Here is a 19925-nt window from a genome sequence, read left to right on the forward strand (position 1 = left end):
AAAATGTTCGGGCTCTCCAGTATATAATGCCCGCGTTGGTCAACCTCATTTCCCAGCTTCTATTCGCGCCAGCGCCTTCTCACGTCTGGCAATGACCTCCGGATCGTTCATGAAATCGGTCCTGCGTCCCGGCTTGCGCCCACGTTTCTGATAACCATTACCGACGCTGCCATCGCGTATGCCAAACATATGGTTTGTCTGACCTGTTCGGCGCGGGCCGCTCCGTTTCTCTTCGCGTCCAGCTTGCATCTCGGCGACAATTGACAGCATGTCGTCCAGCCGCTTGTTATCGACAACCTCCGCACGATGCACCGAGCGCAACGTGTCGAAGGTTCTGTAGGGCAGGGAAAAGCTCTCGTGCATGATCTCGAGCCGGCCGTCCGGATAATCGCAGACGATCACCTTCTGGCCCGCCAATGGCCTGGAAATCTCGGTCGGGTCGAGAATGAACAGCACCTTGTCGTAGCGCAGCGTCAATGACTGCGAAAGGGTGCGGACTTCCTTGCGGCACATGGCGCCATCAAGGTTCTCATGCTCGGCCAGTGGCCGGTGCATGTCCTTCGGATTGCGTGGTTGCTTGCCGAAGCGAGTGTTGAAATCCATAATGAACTCAGTGGCATAGGCATTGGCGGCCTCGATCGTGTCGATGCCGCGCAGCCGCATCTCCTTGACCAGCCGATCCTGCAGCGTCTGGTTGGCACGTTCCACACGGCCTTTGGCCTGTGGGGTGTTGGCACAGATGATGTCGATGTTCAGCTCGTAAAGCGCCCGGCCGAACTGCGTCAGACCGCTCGTCCGGTCTTTCTTCGACGCATGGAGCGAGCGGAAAACGCCGTGCTTGTCGCTATAGAAAGCCAGCGGCTTGCCCCATTGCTGCAGATAAGCCTTCGTCGCATGCAGATAGTCGAACGTATTTTCCGATCCGGCAAAGCGAAGATGCAAGAGCTTGCCGGTGGCGTCATCGATGTAGACGAGCAGGGCGCATTTGGGGCCGCGGTTCTCGAACCACCAGTGATGCGAGCCGTCGATCTGCACCAGTTCGCCAAAGCAGTCGCGCCGGCCGCGTGGCTGGAAAACCCGTTTCTTGCGTTCCCGGCGCGAGATCCAGATGCCGGCCTCGGTCATCCATTGCCGCAGCGTCTCCTTGGCAACAGAGATCCGGTGCAGTTCGATCAGCTTCTCGCGCGCCAGCGTCGGACCGAAATCCAGATAGCGTTCGCGGATCAGGTCCAGCGCCGTATTACGGAAATCCTCGCTGTGACGCCGGTTGCTCGGACGCGATCGCTTCTTGGAAACGAGGCCAGCTGGACCATCCCGGTCATAGGCTTGCAGCAGCCTGTGAACCTGACTTCGACTGAGGCCAAGCAGCTCAGCCGCCTGGACAACACTCAGGCGTAGATCACGGATCTTCTGGACGACTTCGAGGCGATGCAATTCTTTCTGCGACATGGTGATCAAACAGGGCATGACGACTCCAACCGCTCATGGTCTCAACCAGACTGAAGATCGTCATCCTTGCCTCCAACGTTGACATTGACCAGCACCTCAAGAGGCGACACGTCGCATCTCTAACTGGCCCAACTGTCGCATTACTAAATAGCCCCTACACATCCGGATCGCGTAATCTATCTTATGGAACCAGCTATCAAATGACGACTACTCGAACGGGACAAGGCGCACATGACAGATGTGCGCACGTAAATTGTCCCAAATTTGCCATGCGAGACATCAGAAAGCCTACTTAGATTTCACATAATAGGCTCTGCTCTATCAGAGGTTACACTTAGATCGTACATACTGCTTACTATGCTTCTAATTATCGAATTTCGCGAGCATCGTTCTCAGCTTTTCATTTTCAGACCGCAATTTTGCAATCATCAAGTTCTTCAAATGGATATTTTCAGCATGGAGCGATTGTAGAACGGTCGCATCTGGACGAGAAGCACTTGAAAGTAATGGTAAGTCAACGCGCTGTGGGCGCGCGATCTTTTTCACCCCTCGGTTGCCGGAAGGATTCTTCTGAGAACGCAGATTTAAAGGCCTGTTTGGCTTATCAACATGATCAACCGGCTTCTCATCATCTGCACTTAAACTCTCAGTCGAAGCTGTTTGTTCTAATTCCAAATCGACTGGTTCTTCTGTTTTCACCTGATCAACACTTAGAGAACTACTGGACTCCTTGTCCACGTTTTGAGCCTCGGAGGCTCCAAGTTCGCTATCATCTTGAATCTGACGTGCAATGGATTTGAGATCTAAATTCCCCCACATAGAATTCGAATTCGTTCGAGCGCGTCGCCCCTTGTACTCGACAATCACGTTTCGAGTTGGGTGTTTCATTGATATTCATAATCCTTAGTGAGGTTGAAATTCCATGCCATCGATAGTTACTTTGGTTCGTTATAACATAGTAACAAAAGTTTCAATCTTTGCGTTATATAGTGCCGTAGACTTCACTGAATATCAAGTTATTGCGCGGTCCCTCATTGACTAACGATAACCCGTAATCAAAAATACCCAGCGACCAATTAAAGGAGAGATAATCGATGGCTATTGAAGATACCAACGAAATCGTGGAAACAGCTTCGCAAGATAGCATTGCTCCGGCTAAGCGAGCTAAATCCAAAACGCGGGCACGTAAAAGCGCACCAGCTCAAGAGGCCGCTTCTGCTGACACTGCAGCAAAATTAACGCGCAAGAAATACACCTTTGCCGAGCGCGCCAAATTACTGGCCTCAATCTCCAAAGACCTGAAGAATAGTGATACCACTGTTAAGACGGCCTTGACGAAAGTAGGCATCAGCGAGCAGACATATTATAACTGGAAGAAAGCTTCCGAAACGAAGGACCATGTTGAACCCGTTCAGCAGAGTGACGAACTTAAAGCTTTGGTTGAACTGGAAGCTGAGAACCAACGTTTGCGTAAGGCTTTAGCGACAAAGCTTCGGAATGAGAATGCGGAACTCCGTAAGCGTCTTGGATTATAAAGCGGAGTTTTGAGCGCTCACTTCTCAAATTGAAATGAGCCGCAATGGCGACAGATAGTTCGTGTATCCGTCTTCGGGCGGAATGCGAACTACCAACCTCTTTATCGCCTTTATATACATTGTCTGCTAACTTGTTTCGATAAGCCCTATGATGACATTCTTGAGGAACAAGTTTGTATTTTGAAATAATCACCGTCGTGCTGCTCACGATTCTGAACGGCGTCCTTGCCATGTCGGAACTTGCAGTGGTTTCTTCGCGCCCCGCAAGGTTACGAGTGCTTGCAGACAAGGGCAGCCGAGGAGCTCAGATGGCCATAACTTTGGCCGAAAATCCAGGGCGCTTCCTGTCGACGGTGCAAATTGGTATCACTCTGGTCGGCGTTTTGTCGGGAGCATTTTCGGGCGCCACTCTCGGTGCACGTCTCACAGGCTGGCTCATAACTCAAGGTGTGTCTCCATCTGTCGCTGACGCTTTTGGCGTAGGCTCGGTCGTGGTCGCAATTACTTATCTCTCGTTGATCGTAGGTGAACTGGTTCCCAAACAGATTGCACTTCGCGAACCTGAATTTATAGCGAGCCGCGTAGCCCCCAGTATGGCGATCCTTTCGAAGTTTGCCGCGCCGCTGGTATGGCTCCTGGATACATCTGGTCGGCTTGTGTTGAGATTGCTTGGCCAGTCGGGCAAATCGAGTGACGGTGTCACGGACGAAGAAATCAAAACCGTGCTTGCCGAAGCCCACAACGCGGGTGTGATCGAGACTGAAGAATCTCGGATGATCGCAGGTGTTATGCGCCTCGCTGATCGTACTGCACGCGGACTCATGACGCCACGTCTCGATGTGGAAATGATAGACATTGAGGACAATATTGAAGATATTCGCGATCAGTTACAAAAGTCCAATCGATCTCGTCTCCCCGTTAGGGGTAAGAATTCGGACGAAATAATCGGCGTATTGCAAGCTCGGGATTTTTTCAATCAGCTTTCATTGCAAGGAAGAGTTGACCTTAGCAACCTCCTCAAGGAAGTGCCAGTTGTTTCTGACTTTTCTGACGCGCTCGATGTTGTCGAAGCTATCCGTGGCACACCAACCCATATGGTGCTCGTTTATGACGAATACGGGCATTTTGAAGGGGTTATTACGGCTGGCGATGTGATGGAGGCCATCATTGGCGCCATGCAAGAAGATCATATTGAGGAGCAAGCTATCGTTCGTAGGGCTGATGGCTCTTATTTAGTCTCGGGCTGGATGCCAATTGATGAGTTTTCGGAATTCATGCGCTTTCCGATAGAAAACGATGTCGAATACAATACGATTGCTGGCTTTGTGCTTGAAGAGTTGAAGCACCTGCCCGATGTCGGTGAAACTTTCAGCAGAAATGGCTGGGTTTTTGAGATTGTCGATCTTGACGGTCGACGAATAGATAAGCTGCTTATTAAATCTGAAGAGCCACAGACCGAGTAGTTCTTCGCGCGTGCTCAATAAACACGCGCGAATGCAATGAGCTATTTGGTATGGTGGACTGCCTGCAATTGATAGACAGGCGTTTCTATTCCCTCCATACGGGCTTTGAGCTGCAACGACAGGTATTGGGAATAGTGACGCGACTGATGCAGGTTACCCCCATGAAACCACAACGCTTCCTGTTGGGTGGGCTTCCACATGTTACGTTGTTCTCCTTCCCAAGGGCCGGGGTCTTTTGGCGTTTCGGATCCCAATCCCCAGACTTTACCAATCTTGTCTGCTGTCTCCCGGTCAATGATATCTTCGACCCAGCCGTTCATTGAGCCATAACCTGTCGCATAAACGATGAGATCGGCGGGTAACTCTGTGCCATTGGTGAGCTTGACCGCGTTTTCGGTGATCTCTTCGATCCGTCCGGATGCAAGCTTGATTTTACCATCAATGATCAACTGTGAAGCGCCAATGTCGATGTAGTAACCTGATCCCCGCCGCAGATATTTAAGAAACAATCCCGATCCATCGGCGCCGAAATCCAATTGAAAACCGACTTTTTCGAGTGCTGCATAGAAATCAGCATCGATCTCGCGGATCTTGTCATAGATGGGTTTCTGGAATTCATGCATGATGCGATAGGGAAGTGAAGCAAATATCAGATCAGCTTTGGCAGTAGTGACGCCGTTCTGCAAAGCCTCTTCGGAATAAAGCGCGCCGAGCCCGTGCTTCATCAGTGGCTCAGACCGGACGATATGGGTCGATGATCTTTGAACCATAGTTACATCTACGCCAGCTTCGCAAAGTGCGGCGCAGATATCATGAGCCGAATTGTTAGAGCCGACGACAACAACCTTTTTACCCTTATAACCATCGGGGCCCGGATGCCGGGAGGAATGCTGTTGCTCCCCCCTAAAGCGGTCTTGGCCTTTCATGCCTGGAATGTTCGGCTTGCCAGACATACCAGTTGCAAACACAAGCTGTTTAGGACGCAGAATGACCGTCTCGCCATCGCGATCAATGACGACAGACCATTCCTTTTTCGCTTCGTCCCATCGCGCAGACTTGACCGTGGAGCGTGTCCAGTAGTTCAGTTCCATCACTTTGGTGTAGAATTCCAGCCAATCGCCGATCTTGTCCTTCGGTGCAAAAACCGGCCAGTTTTTTGGAAAATCAATATATGGCAAATGATCATACCAGACCGGATCATGCAGGCAGAGTGACTTGTAGCGTTTGCGCCAAGAGTCCCCCGCGTTTTCGTTGCGCTCAACGATGATCGTCGGCACCCCGAGCTGGCGCAAACGCGCTCCCAGTGCAATGCCGCCCTGCCCTCCGCCTATAACCAGCACATAGGGCTGCTTCTCATAACCAAGCGTTCGAGCTTCCTCTTCGCGCTCTTCCTTCCACGTCTTGGCTCCAAGGTCCTGACCGTGCTTTGCCCCAAGCGGTCGGGTAAAGCCGGATTTTTCCTCATGTCCTTTCAACTCCGACATGACCGTAAGAAGGGTCCATATCTTGCCACCCTTCAAGCGAATAAGACCATATCCGCGTGCAACATCAGTCTCGAAAGTTATCCAGCTTTCCGTAACGCCATCGGCCTCCGTTGCGGCTTCGCCAGCGGCCACGAGCCACTTGGTTGGCTTAACCAGCTGCAACTGTGATTGCAGCATGTCACGCACCTCATCGTGCCCTTCTACAGTCTTAATGTTCCAGGTAAAGGCGACGAGATCGCGCCAGTAGCAATCATCAGCGAACATCAAAACGGCGTCATCGACCCGCCCCTCTTCAAGTGCTGCACCGAATTTATCGAGAAAGGTCCGAACCAGCACGGTTTGTGTTTTCTCAAGCATTATAATTTCCTCCCATGGAAGTTGATGTCAGGCTCTCCCAAGCCCGACAGTGAAATAATGTTATCTTTTCAGATCGATCAGGATTTTCAGCTGGGTACCCGCTGGATCAAGCAACCTGTCAAAGCCTTCAACAACTGCATCCTCCAACGCGATTGTTTTGGTCACGATCTTGCTTGCTGGTATCTGACCGCTTGCAATCAGCCGAGCTACACGCGGCCAATAATGGGTGGGATATGCCCACGAGCCTCGAATATCGATGTCCTTGAATGTAACATCGAACCAGTTGAGTGGGTTCTCATGGGGGTGCAAGCCCGTCTGTACCACAACGCCTTGTTTTCGGACGGCATCAGTGCAATTCTTCAATGCGTGCTCATTGCCGACGCACTCAATAGCAACGTCACAACCAACATTACCTTCGGTTTCCGCGCGAACTACCTCACCTACATTTTCTGATTTCGGATTAATGGTGCGAACATCACCAAGCTTTTCACGTGCCAGCTGCAAACGTGTGTCGTTTAGATCGGAGAGGAATATTTGTGACGCACCTGCGGCGCGTGCTGCCATTGCTGTCAAAATGCCAATTGGCCCAGCACCAGTGACAAGGACGCTGTTACCAGCCGTAACGCCGCCCCGATCACAGGCATATACCGCCACTGCGGTTGGCTCAATGAGCGCTGCTTCTTCGTAACTAAGATCGTCAGGGATTGGCTGAACATTATAAGCGTTCAACAAAGCCATTTCAGCCATACCGCCCGAGTGCCAGGAAAGGCCCGCCAATGCCAGACTGGTACTCAGGTGATAGAGGCCACGATCAGCAAAATAGTCGCCCGCGCGAGGCATGATGAGCGGCTGTACTGATACACGGTCGCCAATTGTTACGTGCGTTACATCACTTCCCACGGCTTTGACCACGCCGCCAAATTCATGTCCCAGAATTTGCGGGGCACCCGCCTTGGTGAATGGATGTGGTTCGGTTGGAATAAAAATCGGGCCATAAGCATATTCGTGCAAATCGGTCCCACATATCCCACAGAAGCAATTTTCGATCAGCACCTGATCAGGCTCGATATCGGAACCGGCTGGCGCCGACACGTTTTCAACACGCAGATCCTTGGCAGCATAAAAGCGCAAAGCACGCATACATAACTCCTCCATTTGCATCATTAAATGAGAGAGCAAGCTGCGTGCCAAATGCGAGATAAGGCATATGTGTTTGATTATTAATGCTTTTAATTAAAGTGACGCTTATGAAGGGAATAACTGCAACAGTCTTAGTGCAACACATGTTGCAACTGTTGCATTCTCAGTGCGAGAGTTTCAAACGGCGATGGATCGTTGACCGATTGACCCCGAGTTTTCGCGCAAGCGCGGAAATATTGTTGCAGCATTCATCAAGCTGGCGACGCAAGATGTCCGCATCGCTGCGGAAATTTAAAGCAGCGCTATTGACTTGAAAATGATCTGGCAGACAGTCTGTCGTGATGATTGCATCTGTTGCAATCGCTGCTGCGACACGCAAGGTATTATCAAGTTCACGGAGATTCCCAGGCCAGCTATAGGTCGCCAAGGCCTTTCGTGCGATGCGATCAATCGTGATTGTTTCGCCTTCTTCCTCGCCGATGCGTCGTAGAAGATGATCAACAATAGGGTCTAAATCCTGCCTATGGCGCAACGGCGGCAATTGCAGTGTTGCAGCATTAAGGCGATAGAGCAGATCTTCGCGGAAACGCCCTTCTGCGACCAGTCCCGCAAGGTCGCGATGTGATGCCGAGAGAAGCCGGAATTTGACTGGCTTCGGCTTCAATGCGCCAACAGGCTGTACTTCATTTTCCGAAAGAACGCGTAACAGGCGGCTTTGAAGTGTGAGCGGCATATCACCAATTTCGTCCAGAAACAGAGTGCCGCCGTTGGCGGCTTCAATAAGGCCAATCTTGCCCTTCTGCATAGCGCCGGTAAAAGCACCGGGCACATAACCAAACAGTTCCGATTCAATCAACTGTTCGGGAATTGCCGCGCAATTCACCGCAATGAAAGGTCCGGGCTTAGCGCGGCTGTCATGAATTGCGCGTGCTAGATATTCTTTGCCGCTGCCGGTTTCACCTTTGATGAGGATCGGCAGATGACGATCCGCCAGTTTCGCAGCCCGAGCCTGAAGAGCTTCCATTGCGGGATCTCCGAAACTCAAATGGCGTAAAGCTGCTGGTAGCCGCACCGATGCTACGACCGGTGATGTCCTGAAACTACTGACAGGGGCGATGGCGCTTGCAAACAATGCAAGACCATTACGCGCACGAACCAGACGTTCGCCGTTTGGGCGTCCACGCATCAGGTCGGGGAGCTTGTCAATGTCGATATCAAAAACATCTGAAATCGACTGGCCAACAAGGTCTTTTGTTGAGACGTTGTTTAGGCCCATGCCTCGCGCAACGACGCCAAAGCCACCATGCGTCATTCCTGTAATCAAGCCGTTACCGTTGATCGTAACTGCGGCGTCGGGATCAACATCAAGAAAATCTGGCAGTTTCGCCAGCCGCAATACCCAGTCCTCGTGTGCTCTGGTCATCAAATTGGCAAGCTCAATGCGCCGTGCCGTAGAAGCGACCAGATGAAGCGCGAGTTGCTGGCTCGCCTTCGCGGTTGGTGACCGCAATTGCGAGATATCGAGAACCGCCGACAAATCACCAAATGTATCGAAGATTGGTGCAGCTGTGCAGGTCAAGCCAATATGACATGCATCGAAGTGGTCATCCTGGTGAATGATAACGGGCTTTCCCGAAACTATGCAGGCTCCCACCGCGCAAGTTCCAGCCCGGTCTTCCGACCATTCAGATCCAAGATACAGTCCAGCCTTTCGAAGCTGATTGTCGAATGTCGGATCGCCCATAAACTCGACGGTGACGCCACGCGCATCCGATAGCAACAATACGTAGCTTTGATCGGCTACCTGTCTGAAAAGCGCTTCGAGCCCCGTTCGTCCGATGCGGATGAGTTCTTCCGACTGTTCGCGATGCTCCCGCAAAAGAGTGTCAGGTACGATATAGGCTTCCTGCGTCTGGGCCGGATTGAGCTGATAATCGTTGAGACACCGCAGCCAGGATTGGATAACAGGACGATCACGGTCAGACGCTCCGCCCATAGCGACGCGCTCAATCTCCTTGATGTGCGACAGTGTCGACACCATGATTGTCCTCCTCTGTCCGAATGCTCGCATAAGAAATATGAAGACTCAAGACGTCATGTGAAGTTTTAAATGCGCCTGTTTCTCTACGCCGCAACCATCATCGCCAGCCGTGTATTCACGGCTTGCCTTCTGACATGAAGATGAGTAATTTAATCATCTTTAATATGTTCATTCGGCGACGCCGAAAGGCGATTTTTGTTGGGACGATCAAAACGTTGAGCTTCTGGCACTCTATGATTTGGAACGCCGACGGCATTCGTGTCACCGCTCCGGTAAAATGGCGTGTATTGGATGGATTGGTGAGCGTCTATTGGGAAGCTGAGAGCCCTTCTGGTGCCTCCGGATATTTTTTATCCCACGATCCGCGTATTATGATCTTTTTTCAGGATGTGTCGTCGAAGATACGTATATCAAACAAAAGCGGATCGCAGTATCTGCACCAGCGTCCTATGACGCGAGCAATCTACATTCCCGCAGGCGTTCCTCTTTGGACGAATACAATCGCCTCGCATAGTTTCTCTCATCTGAATTTGCACTTCCATAAGGATCGTCTGCTTAAATATCTGCGGCCCTCACTCGGTATATCGCTGGCGATGACAACTGTGCGCAGTCCTGTGGAATTACAAGATATCGGTGCGCTCGAAATCCTCGCGCGTCTTCTTGAAGAAGAAGTTTCCAATCCTTCCCAGCATTCGCTTTATGTTGAAAACCTGATCGGCACCATTTTGGCACGCTTGCTTGTGGCACCTCGAATTGAAGACAAACAGGGCAATGGCCGGCTCACTCAGGCGCAAATCAACAAACTCAATGCGCGTATTGGTGTTTCCAATGACGGGCGGCTCAGTGTTTCCGAGATGGCTGCGACTGTGGGGTTATCGGAGAGTTGGTTTTCTAATGTCTTCAAACAAACAACGGGTCAAACTCCACTCCAATGGCAACTTACAAAGCGCATTGATCGTGCTCAGGAGTTGTTGTGTCTCAAGGATGCGACAGTCGCAGGAGTCGCTGCTCAGTTGGGGTTTACCGATCAAGCTCACTTGACCAAGGCGTTCAGACAGATTGTCGGCGAAACGCCTGCGGCTTGGCGCAGACTGCAACAAAACACGCAGTAGTCTTTACGGGGCATCGAGCCTGTAGTCAGGCAACCGCCAATTTGAAACGATGGCATCACCCTGTCCGTATAGGCGGACAGGGTGATTTTCTTTTACCAGGTACGACGCAAAGTTGCAGTAACTTCGCGGCCAGGATTATAGAAATCAGCACCAAAGCCGCCATAAGCAACATATTTTTTGTCAAACAAATTGCTGACATTCACTTCGAGCGTGGAATTGTCCAGGAATTCGTAACTGAAAGCAGTATCGAAAACGACGTTGCCACCTGCACCAGACGTGTTCGCGGCGGTGAAATAATAGGCTCCGGTATAACGGCCGCCCAATCCGAATGTCATATCGCCAATTTTACCGCTGCCGGGCAAAGAATAGTTTGCCCATAAAGAAGCGATGTGCTGTGACACAAATTGGGGTCGATTGCCCTCGGTTCCGTCCCCACCATTTTCGACAATTTCCGGGTCAAGATAGGAATATGCTGCGGTCAGACTAAGATTATTTGTAAGTTCCGCCTTGGCCTCGAGATCAATCCCGCGAATCCGCACTTCGCCAATTGTGCTTGATTGTGCCGTAATCGGATCAGTGACCGAGATGTTGTTTTTTGTGAGATCATACACTGCGAGGCTGAATAAAGCCGGAAATGCGTCTGGTCTGTATTTAACACCGACTTCAATCTGATCACCACGTTCCGGATCAAGACCAATCGCCGGAGGTGCGACTGACTCGGCGTAGCTTGCATAAACTGCCCATTCGTCGGTGACCTTATAAGTCAGACCAAAGCGACTGGTTAATTCGTTGAAGTCCGCTCCTGTGGTACTGTTGTTCAAGTTGTTGGTCTGCGTTAGATCAAGCCAGTCATTGCGCAGGCCAACGGTTGCAATCCACTGATCCGCAATGGTTAACTCCTGCTGTAAATAGATAGCCCTGGCCTTCTGCTTGCTTCCCGTGTTACTCAGAAGCGGAACATTAACGGGCGCTCCGGTATAGACCGGATTGGTCCAGTCAATGCTTGGTGCGCTGCCCCACCAGGTCGCATTGTTCCCGGAATAATTATTATACTGGAATCCGAGCATCGAGCGGCTTTTAACATTCGCAAAATCGGTTTCGTATTGCACATTGGCGTCACCGATGAAGTTTTCTGCCGATGCTTCGTTTCCAAAGAAAGAACGTCCGGCAAGTGTTGATCCGTCCGTTGGAGTCGAGGAAATATACGCGTAACCGAAATCGGTCTTCTGCTTGCTGTAACGTCCATTGACGCTCACGCTAAAGCCATTTCCGAAATCATGGTCGAACATCGCGCTAACCGTGTTTCGGTCAGTGCCGCGATAATTGTAATCGGGTTCACCGAAGAAGCGGCTTCTTTTAAAATCAGTACCAACTGGGTGGCCACCACTACCGGGAACGCCATTTTTATATAGATGATCAAAAACAATCGTCAGATTGGTGGCATCATCTGGACGCCAGGTCAGACCTCCCATGATGAACTTCTCGTCATCGCGCGAGTAATCATATTCGGCATCGGCATCTCTGAACTTGCCCGTCAGTCGATAAGATAATGTATCGTCCGATGTCAGGTTGTCGCCAAAATCAAAACCGATTTCCTTGTGGCTGAAGGAGCCGCCCGTCACATAGGCCTCTCCGAAACGCTCCCTCCTTGGCCGCTTGGTGACGTAGTTGACTGATCCGCCAGGATCCGACACGCCAAATACTGTGGAATTGCCGCCCTTTAATACCTCGACGCGTTCAAATGCGTATGGTTCCTCGCGGATGCCGCCAAACGGACGGCCGAGAGGCAGGCCATCACGATAGGTCGTTGCATCAAAGCCACGAATTTTGAAGAAATCAAATCTATCGTCTGAACCATAAAAATCAGTCGAAACACCAGCAGTATATTGCAGAACCTGCTCAACATTCTGAGCGCCGCGTTGCTGAATTTCCTTGGTTGTAATCACAGATACGGATGCTGGAGTATCAAGGATGTCAGTCGGCATTTTGCTGCCGCTTGTGATTTTTGTGGCTACGATAGAGTTTCTATCATCATCGTCCCCGGCCTTACCGTCGACAGTAATTGTTTGCAGTACCACGGGTGCTGCAGAAACTTCCGCCTGCTGTGCAGCGGAAATGGTTGGCATGAACATCACCAGGGCAGAGCAACTCAATAGAACCGCTTTCCGCGCCCGTATCTCAGTTTGCAGATAGCTAACAGAAGTGGTGTTGATGTCCATTATTTGGTCTCGGATTCTCTTTTTCAGTTACACGCGCGGCCAACATCACCAGCATCGTTGGAATGTTGAGAGGTCAATCCTGGATACATCCCGGTACAGATCGTCCGAACGGCTGTGTTCAAAACTGCGCGCCTGTTTGTATCGCAATTGCTTGAATGCGCCACTAACTTGAGATTGATTGTCCAGTATTGTAAAAATCGGCATTATTGTAAAAAACCACGGTTATTTCGCCGCAAAATTGACATGGTTTAACCACCGGCCTTGACGGCCTTCGGTTAACCTGAGACTGAGTGGCAACTTTTAAACAATGGGGGGTTCTACCCATGCCGCGCTTTATCCGCTCTTTGTTCATACTGCTGATAATTTGCCTGTTCACAGGGCGAACAGGAGCCGCTCTTGCAGATGACACTCAGACCTATCCGATTGTAATAAAACACGCTTTTGGCACAACAACCATTGAAAAGAAGCCGCAGCGTATTGCCACTGTGGCTTGGGCAAACCACGAAGTGCCGTTGGCGCTGGGCATCGTCCCTGTCGGAATGGCGTCAGCCAATTTCGGTGATGATGACGGTGATGGCCTGTTGCCGTGGGTTGCAGAGCGATTGAAAGAGCTCGGGGCAGACAAGCCAGTACTCTTTGATGAGGGTGATGGCATTGACTTCGAGGCTGTAGCAGCAACCAACCCAGATGTCATTCTGGCAGCTTATTCCGGTCTGAGCCAATCAGATTACGAGACTTTGAGCCAGATCGCTCCAGTTGTTGCCTATCCACAGGCAGCCTGGTCAACGGACTGGCGCGAGATGATTCACCTCAACAGCGCTGGAATGGGCATGTCTGCGGAGGGTGATGCGCTTATCAGCAAAATCGACGCAGACATTGCGCGAACGGTCAGTGAATACCCGCACCTCAAGGGTAAAACGGCTATGTTCGTCACACATCTTGATGCTACTGATCTCAGCACAATCAATTTCTACACGACCAATGATACAAGGGTGAAATTCTTTCAGGACCTCGGTCTGGTATCACCAAAAAGCGTTGTCGGTGCGTCCAGGCCCGGACAGTTTTCAGGTTCCATCAGCGCTGAGCGCATAGATTTGTTCGATGATGTCGACATCGTCGTGACATATGGAGGAGAGCAGCTCTTCTCCGCGATGCGCGCCAGCCCCCTTCTCTCCAAATTGCCGGTAGTGACCAATGACGCGGTAGTCATGTTGGGGAGAAACCCGTTGGGTACCGCAGCCAATCCGACACCGCTTTCAATTTCGTGGGTGCTTAAGGATTATGTTTCTCTCCTCGCGAGCGCTGCGGAAAAGACGAAATGACTTCCGGCAGTCTTCATCAGCCCGATGCATCGACCTATCTGCGTTCTTCTAATAGTATCAGGTCCTTGTGGCTGCTGTTGCTCATAGTTGTACTCATCATCTCATGCTTTCTTTCTGTCGCACTCGGTACACGGGATGTGTCCTGGACAGAAATTCTATCTGCTCTTAGCGGCCATGGCGACACTATCGGGCAGGCTGCCGTTGCCATGCGCATACCTCGAACTTTGCTGGCATTGTTGGCTGGCGCAGCTCTGGGCCTTGCCGGTACTGTTATGCAGGGCATAACACGCAATCCACTTGCTGATCCCGGTATACTTGGCGTCAATATGGGCGCGTCACTTGCAATAGTGATTGCTATAGCCTGGTTCAACATTGCTTCCGCACATGCTTATATCTGGGTTGCAATCGGAGGTGCGGCCGCAGCTGCAATCTTTGTCTACACTATCGGCTCGCTAGGCCGAGGAGGTGCCACACCTCTTAAACTGGCTCTTGCGGGTGCTGCCACATCCGTTGCTTTTTCATCGCTTGTAATCGCTATAATATTGCCACGCGCCGATCTGGCAGGGGGTATACGCTCATGGCAAATCGGCGGTGTAGGCGGAGCGACGTTTGATCGTATTTCCTATGTATTACCCTTCCTTCTCGCAGGTTTCGCAATCAGTTTGCTTTCAGCAAGAAAACTAAACTCACTTGCATTGGGGGACGAGCTGGCAGCCGGGCTGGGTGAAAATGTTGCGATAGCCCGTATAATTGCCGCTATTGGGGCGATCCTCCTTTGCGGAGCCACGACTGCCATATGCGGACCAATCGGCTTCGTCGGACTAATCGTTCCTCATCTTTGCCGTCTTCTGGTTGGCGTTGATCACCGCTGGCTCCTGCCCTTTTCTGCAATAAGCGGAGCTTGCCTGTTGCTATCATCCGACATAGTCGGTCGTCTCATTGCCCGCCCTGCGGAAATCGATGTCGGCATCATCACAGCTTTCATTGGAGCGCCGTTTTTCATCTGGATCGTCAGACGCCAACGCGTGCGGGAGTTATGAACTTGTACTTCCCATTGATTGAAGAGCTAACGCGTAGTCGTAAGAGTAATCATCGCAGCCGATGGCTGCTGATTGTCGGCCTTACAACCATTTTGGCGGCATTCTTTGCCTTAACGCTCACTCTTGGACAATCGTTCACGCCACCAGGCGATGTAATGCGTGTCCTGCTGGGGGAGAATGTACCTGGCGCCAATTTTACGGTCGGTCAATTACGTCTGCCACGAGCGATAATGTCTGTGTTGGCAGGTCTATGTTTCGGTTTGGGCGGCGTGGCGTTTCAAACCATGTTGCGTAATCCGTTGGCGAGCCCTGATATTATCGGAATTAGTTCCGGGGCGAGTGCTGCGGCAGTCTTCGCGATTGTTGTACTGTCTATGAGTGGCCCAGCCGTCTCCATATTCGCCGTCGTGAGCGGATTGGGGATTGCTCTGCTCGTTTATGCCTTGTCGTTTCGAAACGGCGTTGCCGGAACACGTCTGATCCTAGTTGGAATCGGTGTGTCAGCAATGCTCGAAAGTTTTATTGCCTATATTCTTTCCAGCGCACCGGCGTGGAATCTTCAGGAAGCGATGCGCTGGCTGACAGGCAGCGTTAACGGCGCCAGATTGGATCAGGTCGCACCGCTGTTTTTTGCGCTGATAGTTTTTGGCGGACTGCTTTTGAGCCGAATGCGTGATCTGGAGTCATTGCGTCTGGGTGACGATACAGCGGCCGCGCTCGGAACGAAAGTCGCTCAAACGCGCATAATTATCATTATAGCAGCAGTCGGAATGATCTCATTTGCAACAGCTGTTGCCGGACCAATATCCTTTGTTGCCTTTTTGTCAGGCCCTATCGCTGCACGAATATTGCGCAATAACGGATCATTGCTCTTACCCTCAGCACTGATCGGAGCAATTCTTGTTCTGGCCGGTGATTATATTGGTCAGTTCATGCTGCCCGGTCGATATCCGGTGGGCGTCGTCACGGGCGCGCTGGGTGCGCCTTATCTCATCTATCTCATTGTTCGCGTCAATCGAGCCGGAGGTTCGCTATGACAAGCCATACTCTCAAAGTCAGTCAAATATCGTGCGGTTATGGTGATACGCTAATACTTGAAGGATTGAATCTCGACGTCCCGACCGGGAAAATAACCGTCATTGTCGGTGCCAATGCGTGTGGAAAATCAACGCTCTTGCGCAGTATGTCACGCCTTCTTACCCCTCATCGTGGAAATGTGCTGCTGGACGGAAAATCAATTCACAAAATACCTTCGCGCGCACTCGCTCAGTCTTTGGGATTGCTTCCTCAGTCTCCGGTAGCACCAGAAGGCATCACGGTCGCTGATCTGGTGAGCCGCGGCAGACATCCCTATCAAGGCATTTTCTCTCGCTGGACACGAGAAGATAATGAAGCTGTAGCGGCTGCATTGTCAGCAACAAAAACTGCAGAACTCGCCGAAAAGCCGATTGATGAACTGTCCGGGGGGCAAAAGCAGCGCGTCTGGATTGCAATGGCGCTGGCGCAACAGACAGACATTTTGTTACTCGACGAACCAACCACATTTCTTGATATCAGCCATCAGATCGAAGTTCTGGATCTGCTCACAGATCTCAATCGGATACGGGGCACCACCATCGTCATGGTGCTGCATGATCTCAACCTTGCAGCAAGATATGCCGACCATCTTGTCGCTATGGCAGGCGGGCGTCTTCATGTCGAAGGTTCGCCCGAAACGGTTCTGACCGAAAAGAACGTTCAGGAAGTTTTCAATCTTGAAAGCCGCATCATCACTGATCCCACGTCAGGGAGACCAATGATGCTCCCCATTGGCCGAAACCGGATGTGCTGAAGGGCGCGTCAGAATAGCGAATACCCTTGCCCAACGCAGCCATTTTGATTATTCCCAAGACGGGAATTCATCAAAACCCGGAACGCACACAAAGGGCATCAGGAAGATTAGAAGCACAATGGAAGAGGCAATCATTCGTGTCGCTGATCTCTCCGTCACTTACGAAGGCGCCCCGGCGTTAGCAACCGTCAATGTATCGGTCGCGCCGGGGAAAATCACCGTTATTTGCGGTGCAAATGGTTCGGGAAAAAGCACCCTGCTGCGCAGCATGGCGCGCCTTCAAGCTCCCTCACAAGGCAAGGTGTTCTTTGAAGGGACCGATATAAGCCATTTACGGCGGCTTGATCTTGCTCGAAAGATTGCAGTGCTTGGCCAAATGCCCGAAGTTCCAGCGGGATTGACCGTCGAGGAACTGGTTGAAAATGGTCGACATCCGCATCGCCGTTTGTTTTCGCGCCTCGGACCTGAAGACCGCGCATTTATTGCATCTGCGATTGCTCAGGTTGGATTACAGGACTTGCGTCACAGACATGTCGCATCGCTTTCGGGCGGCGAGCGACAACGGGCCTGGGTTGCACTCGCTCTGGCACAAAACCCTTCTGTACTGTTTCTTGATGAACCAACTAATTTTTTGGACGTTCGCCATCAGGCCGAACTCCTCACTCTGTTGAAAATGCTCAATCTCGAACAACAATTGACTATCGTTGCAGTGCTTCATGATCTCAATCAGGTGATTGAACTTGCCGACGATGTGATCCTGATGCGCAAAGGCCGCGTCATGGCATCTGGCGAACCTGTAGCGGTTTTCACCAAGCAGCATCTCAAAGAGGCCTTTGATTTCGACATCGATATAACGCAACATCCGGTTTTGCCGATTCCCTTCTGCCTACCGCGGTGGGTCAACCCTGCCGATAAGCAGTTGAAAAATTGAACATGCAATCTGCTCCCCATGTAAGATCTGGTTCTTTCGTACTTCCTGCGAGCCTTATCCTCCTTGGACTGATTTTATTGCTTCTTCTCACATTCGCGGAGCTTGTTGTCGGCAGCGCCAATGTCACAATGCAGGATGTATTGCTGGCGCCCTCCCGTCCGCCATCTGTTGCACAGATTATTATTGAAACTATTCGTCTCCCGCGCGCATTGGCAGCCATACTCGTCGGCGCGGCACTCGCGGCGGCAGGCACAGTTATGCAGACGATCCTGCGCAACCCACTGGCCGCCCCCGATATATTAGCCGTCACAAGCGGCGCACAACTTGCGTTCGTCATATCGAGCTTGTTGTTACCCTTCGCTTTTCCGGGTTTTGCGGCAACCATCCTGGGCGGAGCAATCGGCGGCTTGGTTTGCTTATCAGTCGGTGGAGGCTTGCAAGCACAAACTGTCAGACTTGCGCTTGCAGGAGTGGCCGTTTCGTTGGCGTTTTCAGCCATTTCCTCGGCTATTATTCTGACTGCGGACGATCGGGCTTCGGGGATTATTCTCTGGTCTGCAGGGATTCTGGATCAGACGGGCTGGAGCAGGATCGCACCACTCGCTCCGATAGTTTTTGCGGGTATTTTGCTTCTGATCTTGCTCGGCAGACAATTTGATATCATGGCACTTGGCAGTGATATCGCGTCGAGCCTGGGCCTTGGGGGAACTGTGGCCATCATTGGTTTGTTGATTACAGTTATTTTGTCAGGGGCGGCTGTGTCCATCGCCGGGCCTATAGGTTTCATCGGTCTTGCCGTTCCGAATTTTTTACGTGCGAGCGGCTTGATCAGGCATCGTGTGCTTTTGCCTTCTGCATGTCTTTGGGGTGCGGTCGCATTATTGAGCGCTGATGTCCTTGCTCAATTTTTGAGTAGTGAAGGCAGGATAATACCCACCGGAATTCTCGCCGCATGTCTTGCTGCTCCCGCTTTGATTTTTATCCTTCGAAAGGTAAAAAGCGAAGCGAGCACCCGCGCCAGCATCCTTTTGGGAAAAATGCTGTTTACGCGAAAACTGACTCTTTACATCGTTCTCTTCTTAGCTCTTTTCGCATCTGTGTTTGCAGGTTTCATCTTTGGTGATGGTATCGCTGGCAAACAAGTCGACTGGAGCACGGTCTATTCGTTGCGAATGCCCCGAGTGTTTATAGCGATGGGCGCCGGCGCATTGTTGGCAATCGCAGGCCTGTTGCTTCAGGCCACTACGCGGAATCCTTTGTCAGGGCCCGAAACTCTCGGACTTGCTCAAGGGGCCGCCCTTGCAAGCCTTTTGGCACTCCTGATCGGCTTTGTGCCTGGAAGCCCGCTCTTTGCTTTGCTTGCAGCTGCAGGTGCGGGTAGCGTTGTTCTCTTGATATCCTTGCTCGGGCTTCGCCTCTCGCCTGCGAGCATCGCATTGACCGGGCTTGCAATCGCCGCCAGTCTTTCGGCCTTTAGCACAATCGTCGTCATTGGAGCCAGGCTACAGGTTGCAGAAGCACTTTCCTGGCTCGCTGGCTCCACGCATGGCCGCAGTTGGCATGATGTTGAAGCACTCGCCCCCTGGCTCATTCTTCTTATTGCAGCAATGGCCTTTGCAAAGCGGCTCGATATACTCGCACTTGGTCATGATGGCGCGCAGTCTCTCGGGGTAGATCCAGCATCAACGCGGATATGGGCGATGCTGATAGCCGCCCTTTCAGTCGCGGGTGCAGTGGCAGCCGTTGGTGCGATAGGATTTATCGGGTTGATCGCACCACACGCAGCACGCCTTTGCTGCGGTGCACGCTATCGCCATCTGTTGCCTGTGACGGCACTTATAGGCGCAATCCTGACTGTAATAGCAGATATGGTAGGGCGCTCGATAATAGCACCAAACGAAATTCCAGCTGGAATAGTGACAGCCTTTATAGGGACGCCATTGTTTATTCTTCTGATGCGCAAGCAATCGCGTTAGGACACTGATATCATTCAGACAATTC

General features: G+C 51.5%; 15 protein-coding genes. 9 read left to right on the forward strand and 6 right to left on the reverse strand.

Annotation, left to right across the window (positions count from 1 at the left end):
* Window positions 1-45 precede the first annotated feature (45 nt).
* Together CES85_RS22730 and CES85_RS22735 are read right to left on the reverse strand one after the other, a co-directional pair.
* Window positions 46-1467 carry an ISNCY family transposase gene (locus CES85_RS22730; RefSeq protein ID WP_095444439.1) on the reverse strand — a complete coding sequence of 474 codons (1422 nt, stop codon included), beginning with the start codon at window positions 1465-1467 and terminating at the stop codon, window positions 46-48.
* A gap of 345 nt (window positions 1468-1812) precedes the next feature.
* The gene (locus CES85_RS22735; RefSeq protein ID WP_095448127.1) at window positions 1813-2337 is read right to left on the reverse strand and encodes a hypothetical protein; all 525 of its coding nucleotides are present in this window, start codon (window positions 2335-2337) and stop codon (window positions 1813-1815) included.
* Window positions 2338-2543: 206 nt separating this feature from the next.
* On the opposite strand from CES85_RS22735, the gene CES85_RS22740 reads away from it, so the two are divergent.
* The gene (locus CES85_RS22740) at window positions 2544-2984 is read left to right on the forward strand and encodes a transposase (RefSeq protein ID WP_095448128.1); all 441 of its coding nucleotides are present in this window, start codon (window positions 2544-2546) and stop codon (window positions 2982-2984) included.
* Window positions 2985-3157: 173 nt separating this feature from the next.
* Window positions 3158-4447, forward strand: a complete 1290-nt coding sequence (locus CES85_RS22745) for a hemolysin family protein (RefSeq protein ID WP_095448129.1) — start codon at window positions 3158-3160, stop codon at window positions 4445-4447.
* Between the two features lie 41 nt (window positions 4448-4488).
* Here CES85_RS22745 and CES85_RS22750 read toward each other — a convergent pair whose 3' ends face one another.
* The 3 genes from CES85_RS22750 to CES85_RS22760 form a co-directional block, all read right to left on the reverse strand.
* Window positions 4489-6288 carry an NAD(P)/FAD-dependent oxidoreductase gene (locus CES85_RS22750; protein WP_167388321.1) on the reverse strand — a complete coding sequence of 600 codons (1800 nt, stop codon included), beginning with the start codon at window positions 6286-6288 and terminating at the stop codon, window positions 4489-4491.
* Between the two features lie 60 nt (window positions 6289-6348).
* Window positions 6349-7428, reverse strand: coding sequence for a 2,3-butanediol dehydrogenase (locus tag CES85_RS22755; RefSeq protein ID WP_095448131.1), 1080 nt, complete (start codon window positions 7426-7428; stop codon window positions 6349-6351).
* A gap of 163 nt (window positions 7429-7591) precedes the next feature.
* A complete protein-coding gene (locus CES85_RS22760; RefSeq protein WP_095448132.1) occupies window positions 7592-9469 on the reverse strand; it encodes a sigma-54-dependent Fis family transcriptional regulator in 1878 nt (625 codons plus the stop codon).
* 215 nt (window positions 9470-9684) lie between these two features.
* Here CES85_RS22760 and CES85_RS22765 point away from each other — a divergent pair, with 215 nt between their 5' ends.
* Window positions 9685-10581, forward strand: a complete 897-nt coding sequence (locus tag CES85_RS22765) for a helix-turn-helix domain-containing protein (protein WP_167388338.1) — start codon at window positions 9685-9687, stop codon at window positions 10579-10581.
* A gap of 92 nt (window positions 10582-10673) precedes the next feature.
* On the opposite strand, the gene CES85_RS22770 is transcribed toward CES85_RS22765, so the two are convergent.
* Complete coding sequence (locus CES85_RS22770; protein ID WP_095448133.1) at window positions 10674-12800, reverse strand: TonB-dependent siderophore receptor; 2127 nt, start codon at window positions 12798-12800, stop codon at window positions 10674-10676.
* A 323-nt stretch (window positions 12801-13123) separates the two neighbouring features.
* On the opposite strand from CES85_RS22770, the gene CES85_RS22775 reads away from it, so the two are divergent.
* From CES85_RS22775 to CES85_RS22800, 6 genes are all read left to right on the forward strand, one after another.
* Window positions 13124-14122 (forward strand): iron-siderophore ABC transporter substrate-binding protein, encoded by a 999-nt coding sequence (locus tag CES85_RS22775; protein ID WP_095448134.1) that lies wholly within the window; start codon window positions 13124-13126, stop codon window positions 14120-14122.
* Window positions 14119-15162 (forward strand): FecCD family ABC transporter permease, encoded by a 1044-nt coding sequence (locus CES85_RS22780; protein ID WP_095448135.1) that lies wholly within the window; start codon window positions 14119-14121, stop codon window positions 15160-15162. Before CES85_RS22775 ends, CES85_RS22780 begins: the two co-directional genes overlap by 4 nt.
* Window positions 15159-16199, forward strand: a complete 1041-nt coding sequence (locus CES85_RS22785) for a FecCD family ABC transporter permease (RefSeq protein WP_095448136.1) — start codon at window positions 15159-15161, stop codon at window positions 16197-16199. The genes CES85_RS22780 and CES85_RS22785 overlap by 4 nt, the downstream gene beginning before the upstream one ends.
* Window positions 16196-16993, forward strand: coding sequence for an ABC transporter ATP-binding protein (locus CES85_RS22790; RefSeq protein ID WP_095448137.1), 798 nt, complete (start codon window positions 16196-16198; stop codon window positions 16991-16993). The genes CES85_RS22785 and CES85_RS22790 overlap by 4 nt, the downstream gene beginning before the upstream one ends.
* A gap of 118 nt (window positions 16994-17111) precedes the next feature.
* Window positions 17112-17924, forward strand: a complete 813-nt coding sequence (locus CES85_RS22795) for an ABC transporter ATP-binding protein (RefSeq protein ID WP_095448138.1) — start codon at window positions 17112-17114, stop codon at window positions 17922-17924.
* 2 nt (window positions 17925-17926) lie between these two features.
* Entirely contained in the window at window positions 17927-19900 is a 1974-nt protein-coding gene (locus CES85_RS22800) for an iron ABC transporter permease (protein WP_095448139.1), read from the forward strand.
* Window positions 19901-19925 lie beyond the last annotated feature (25 nt).

Source organism: Ochrobactrum quorumnocens (genome assembly GCF_002278035.1).
GTDB lineage: Bacteria > Pseudomonadota > Alphaproteobacteria > Rhizobiales > Rhizobiaceae > Brucella > Brucella quorumnocens.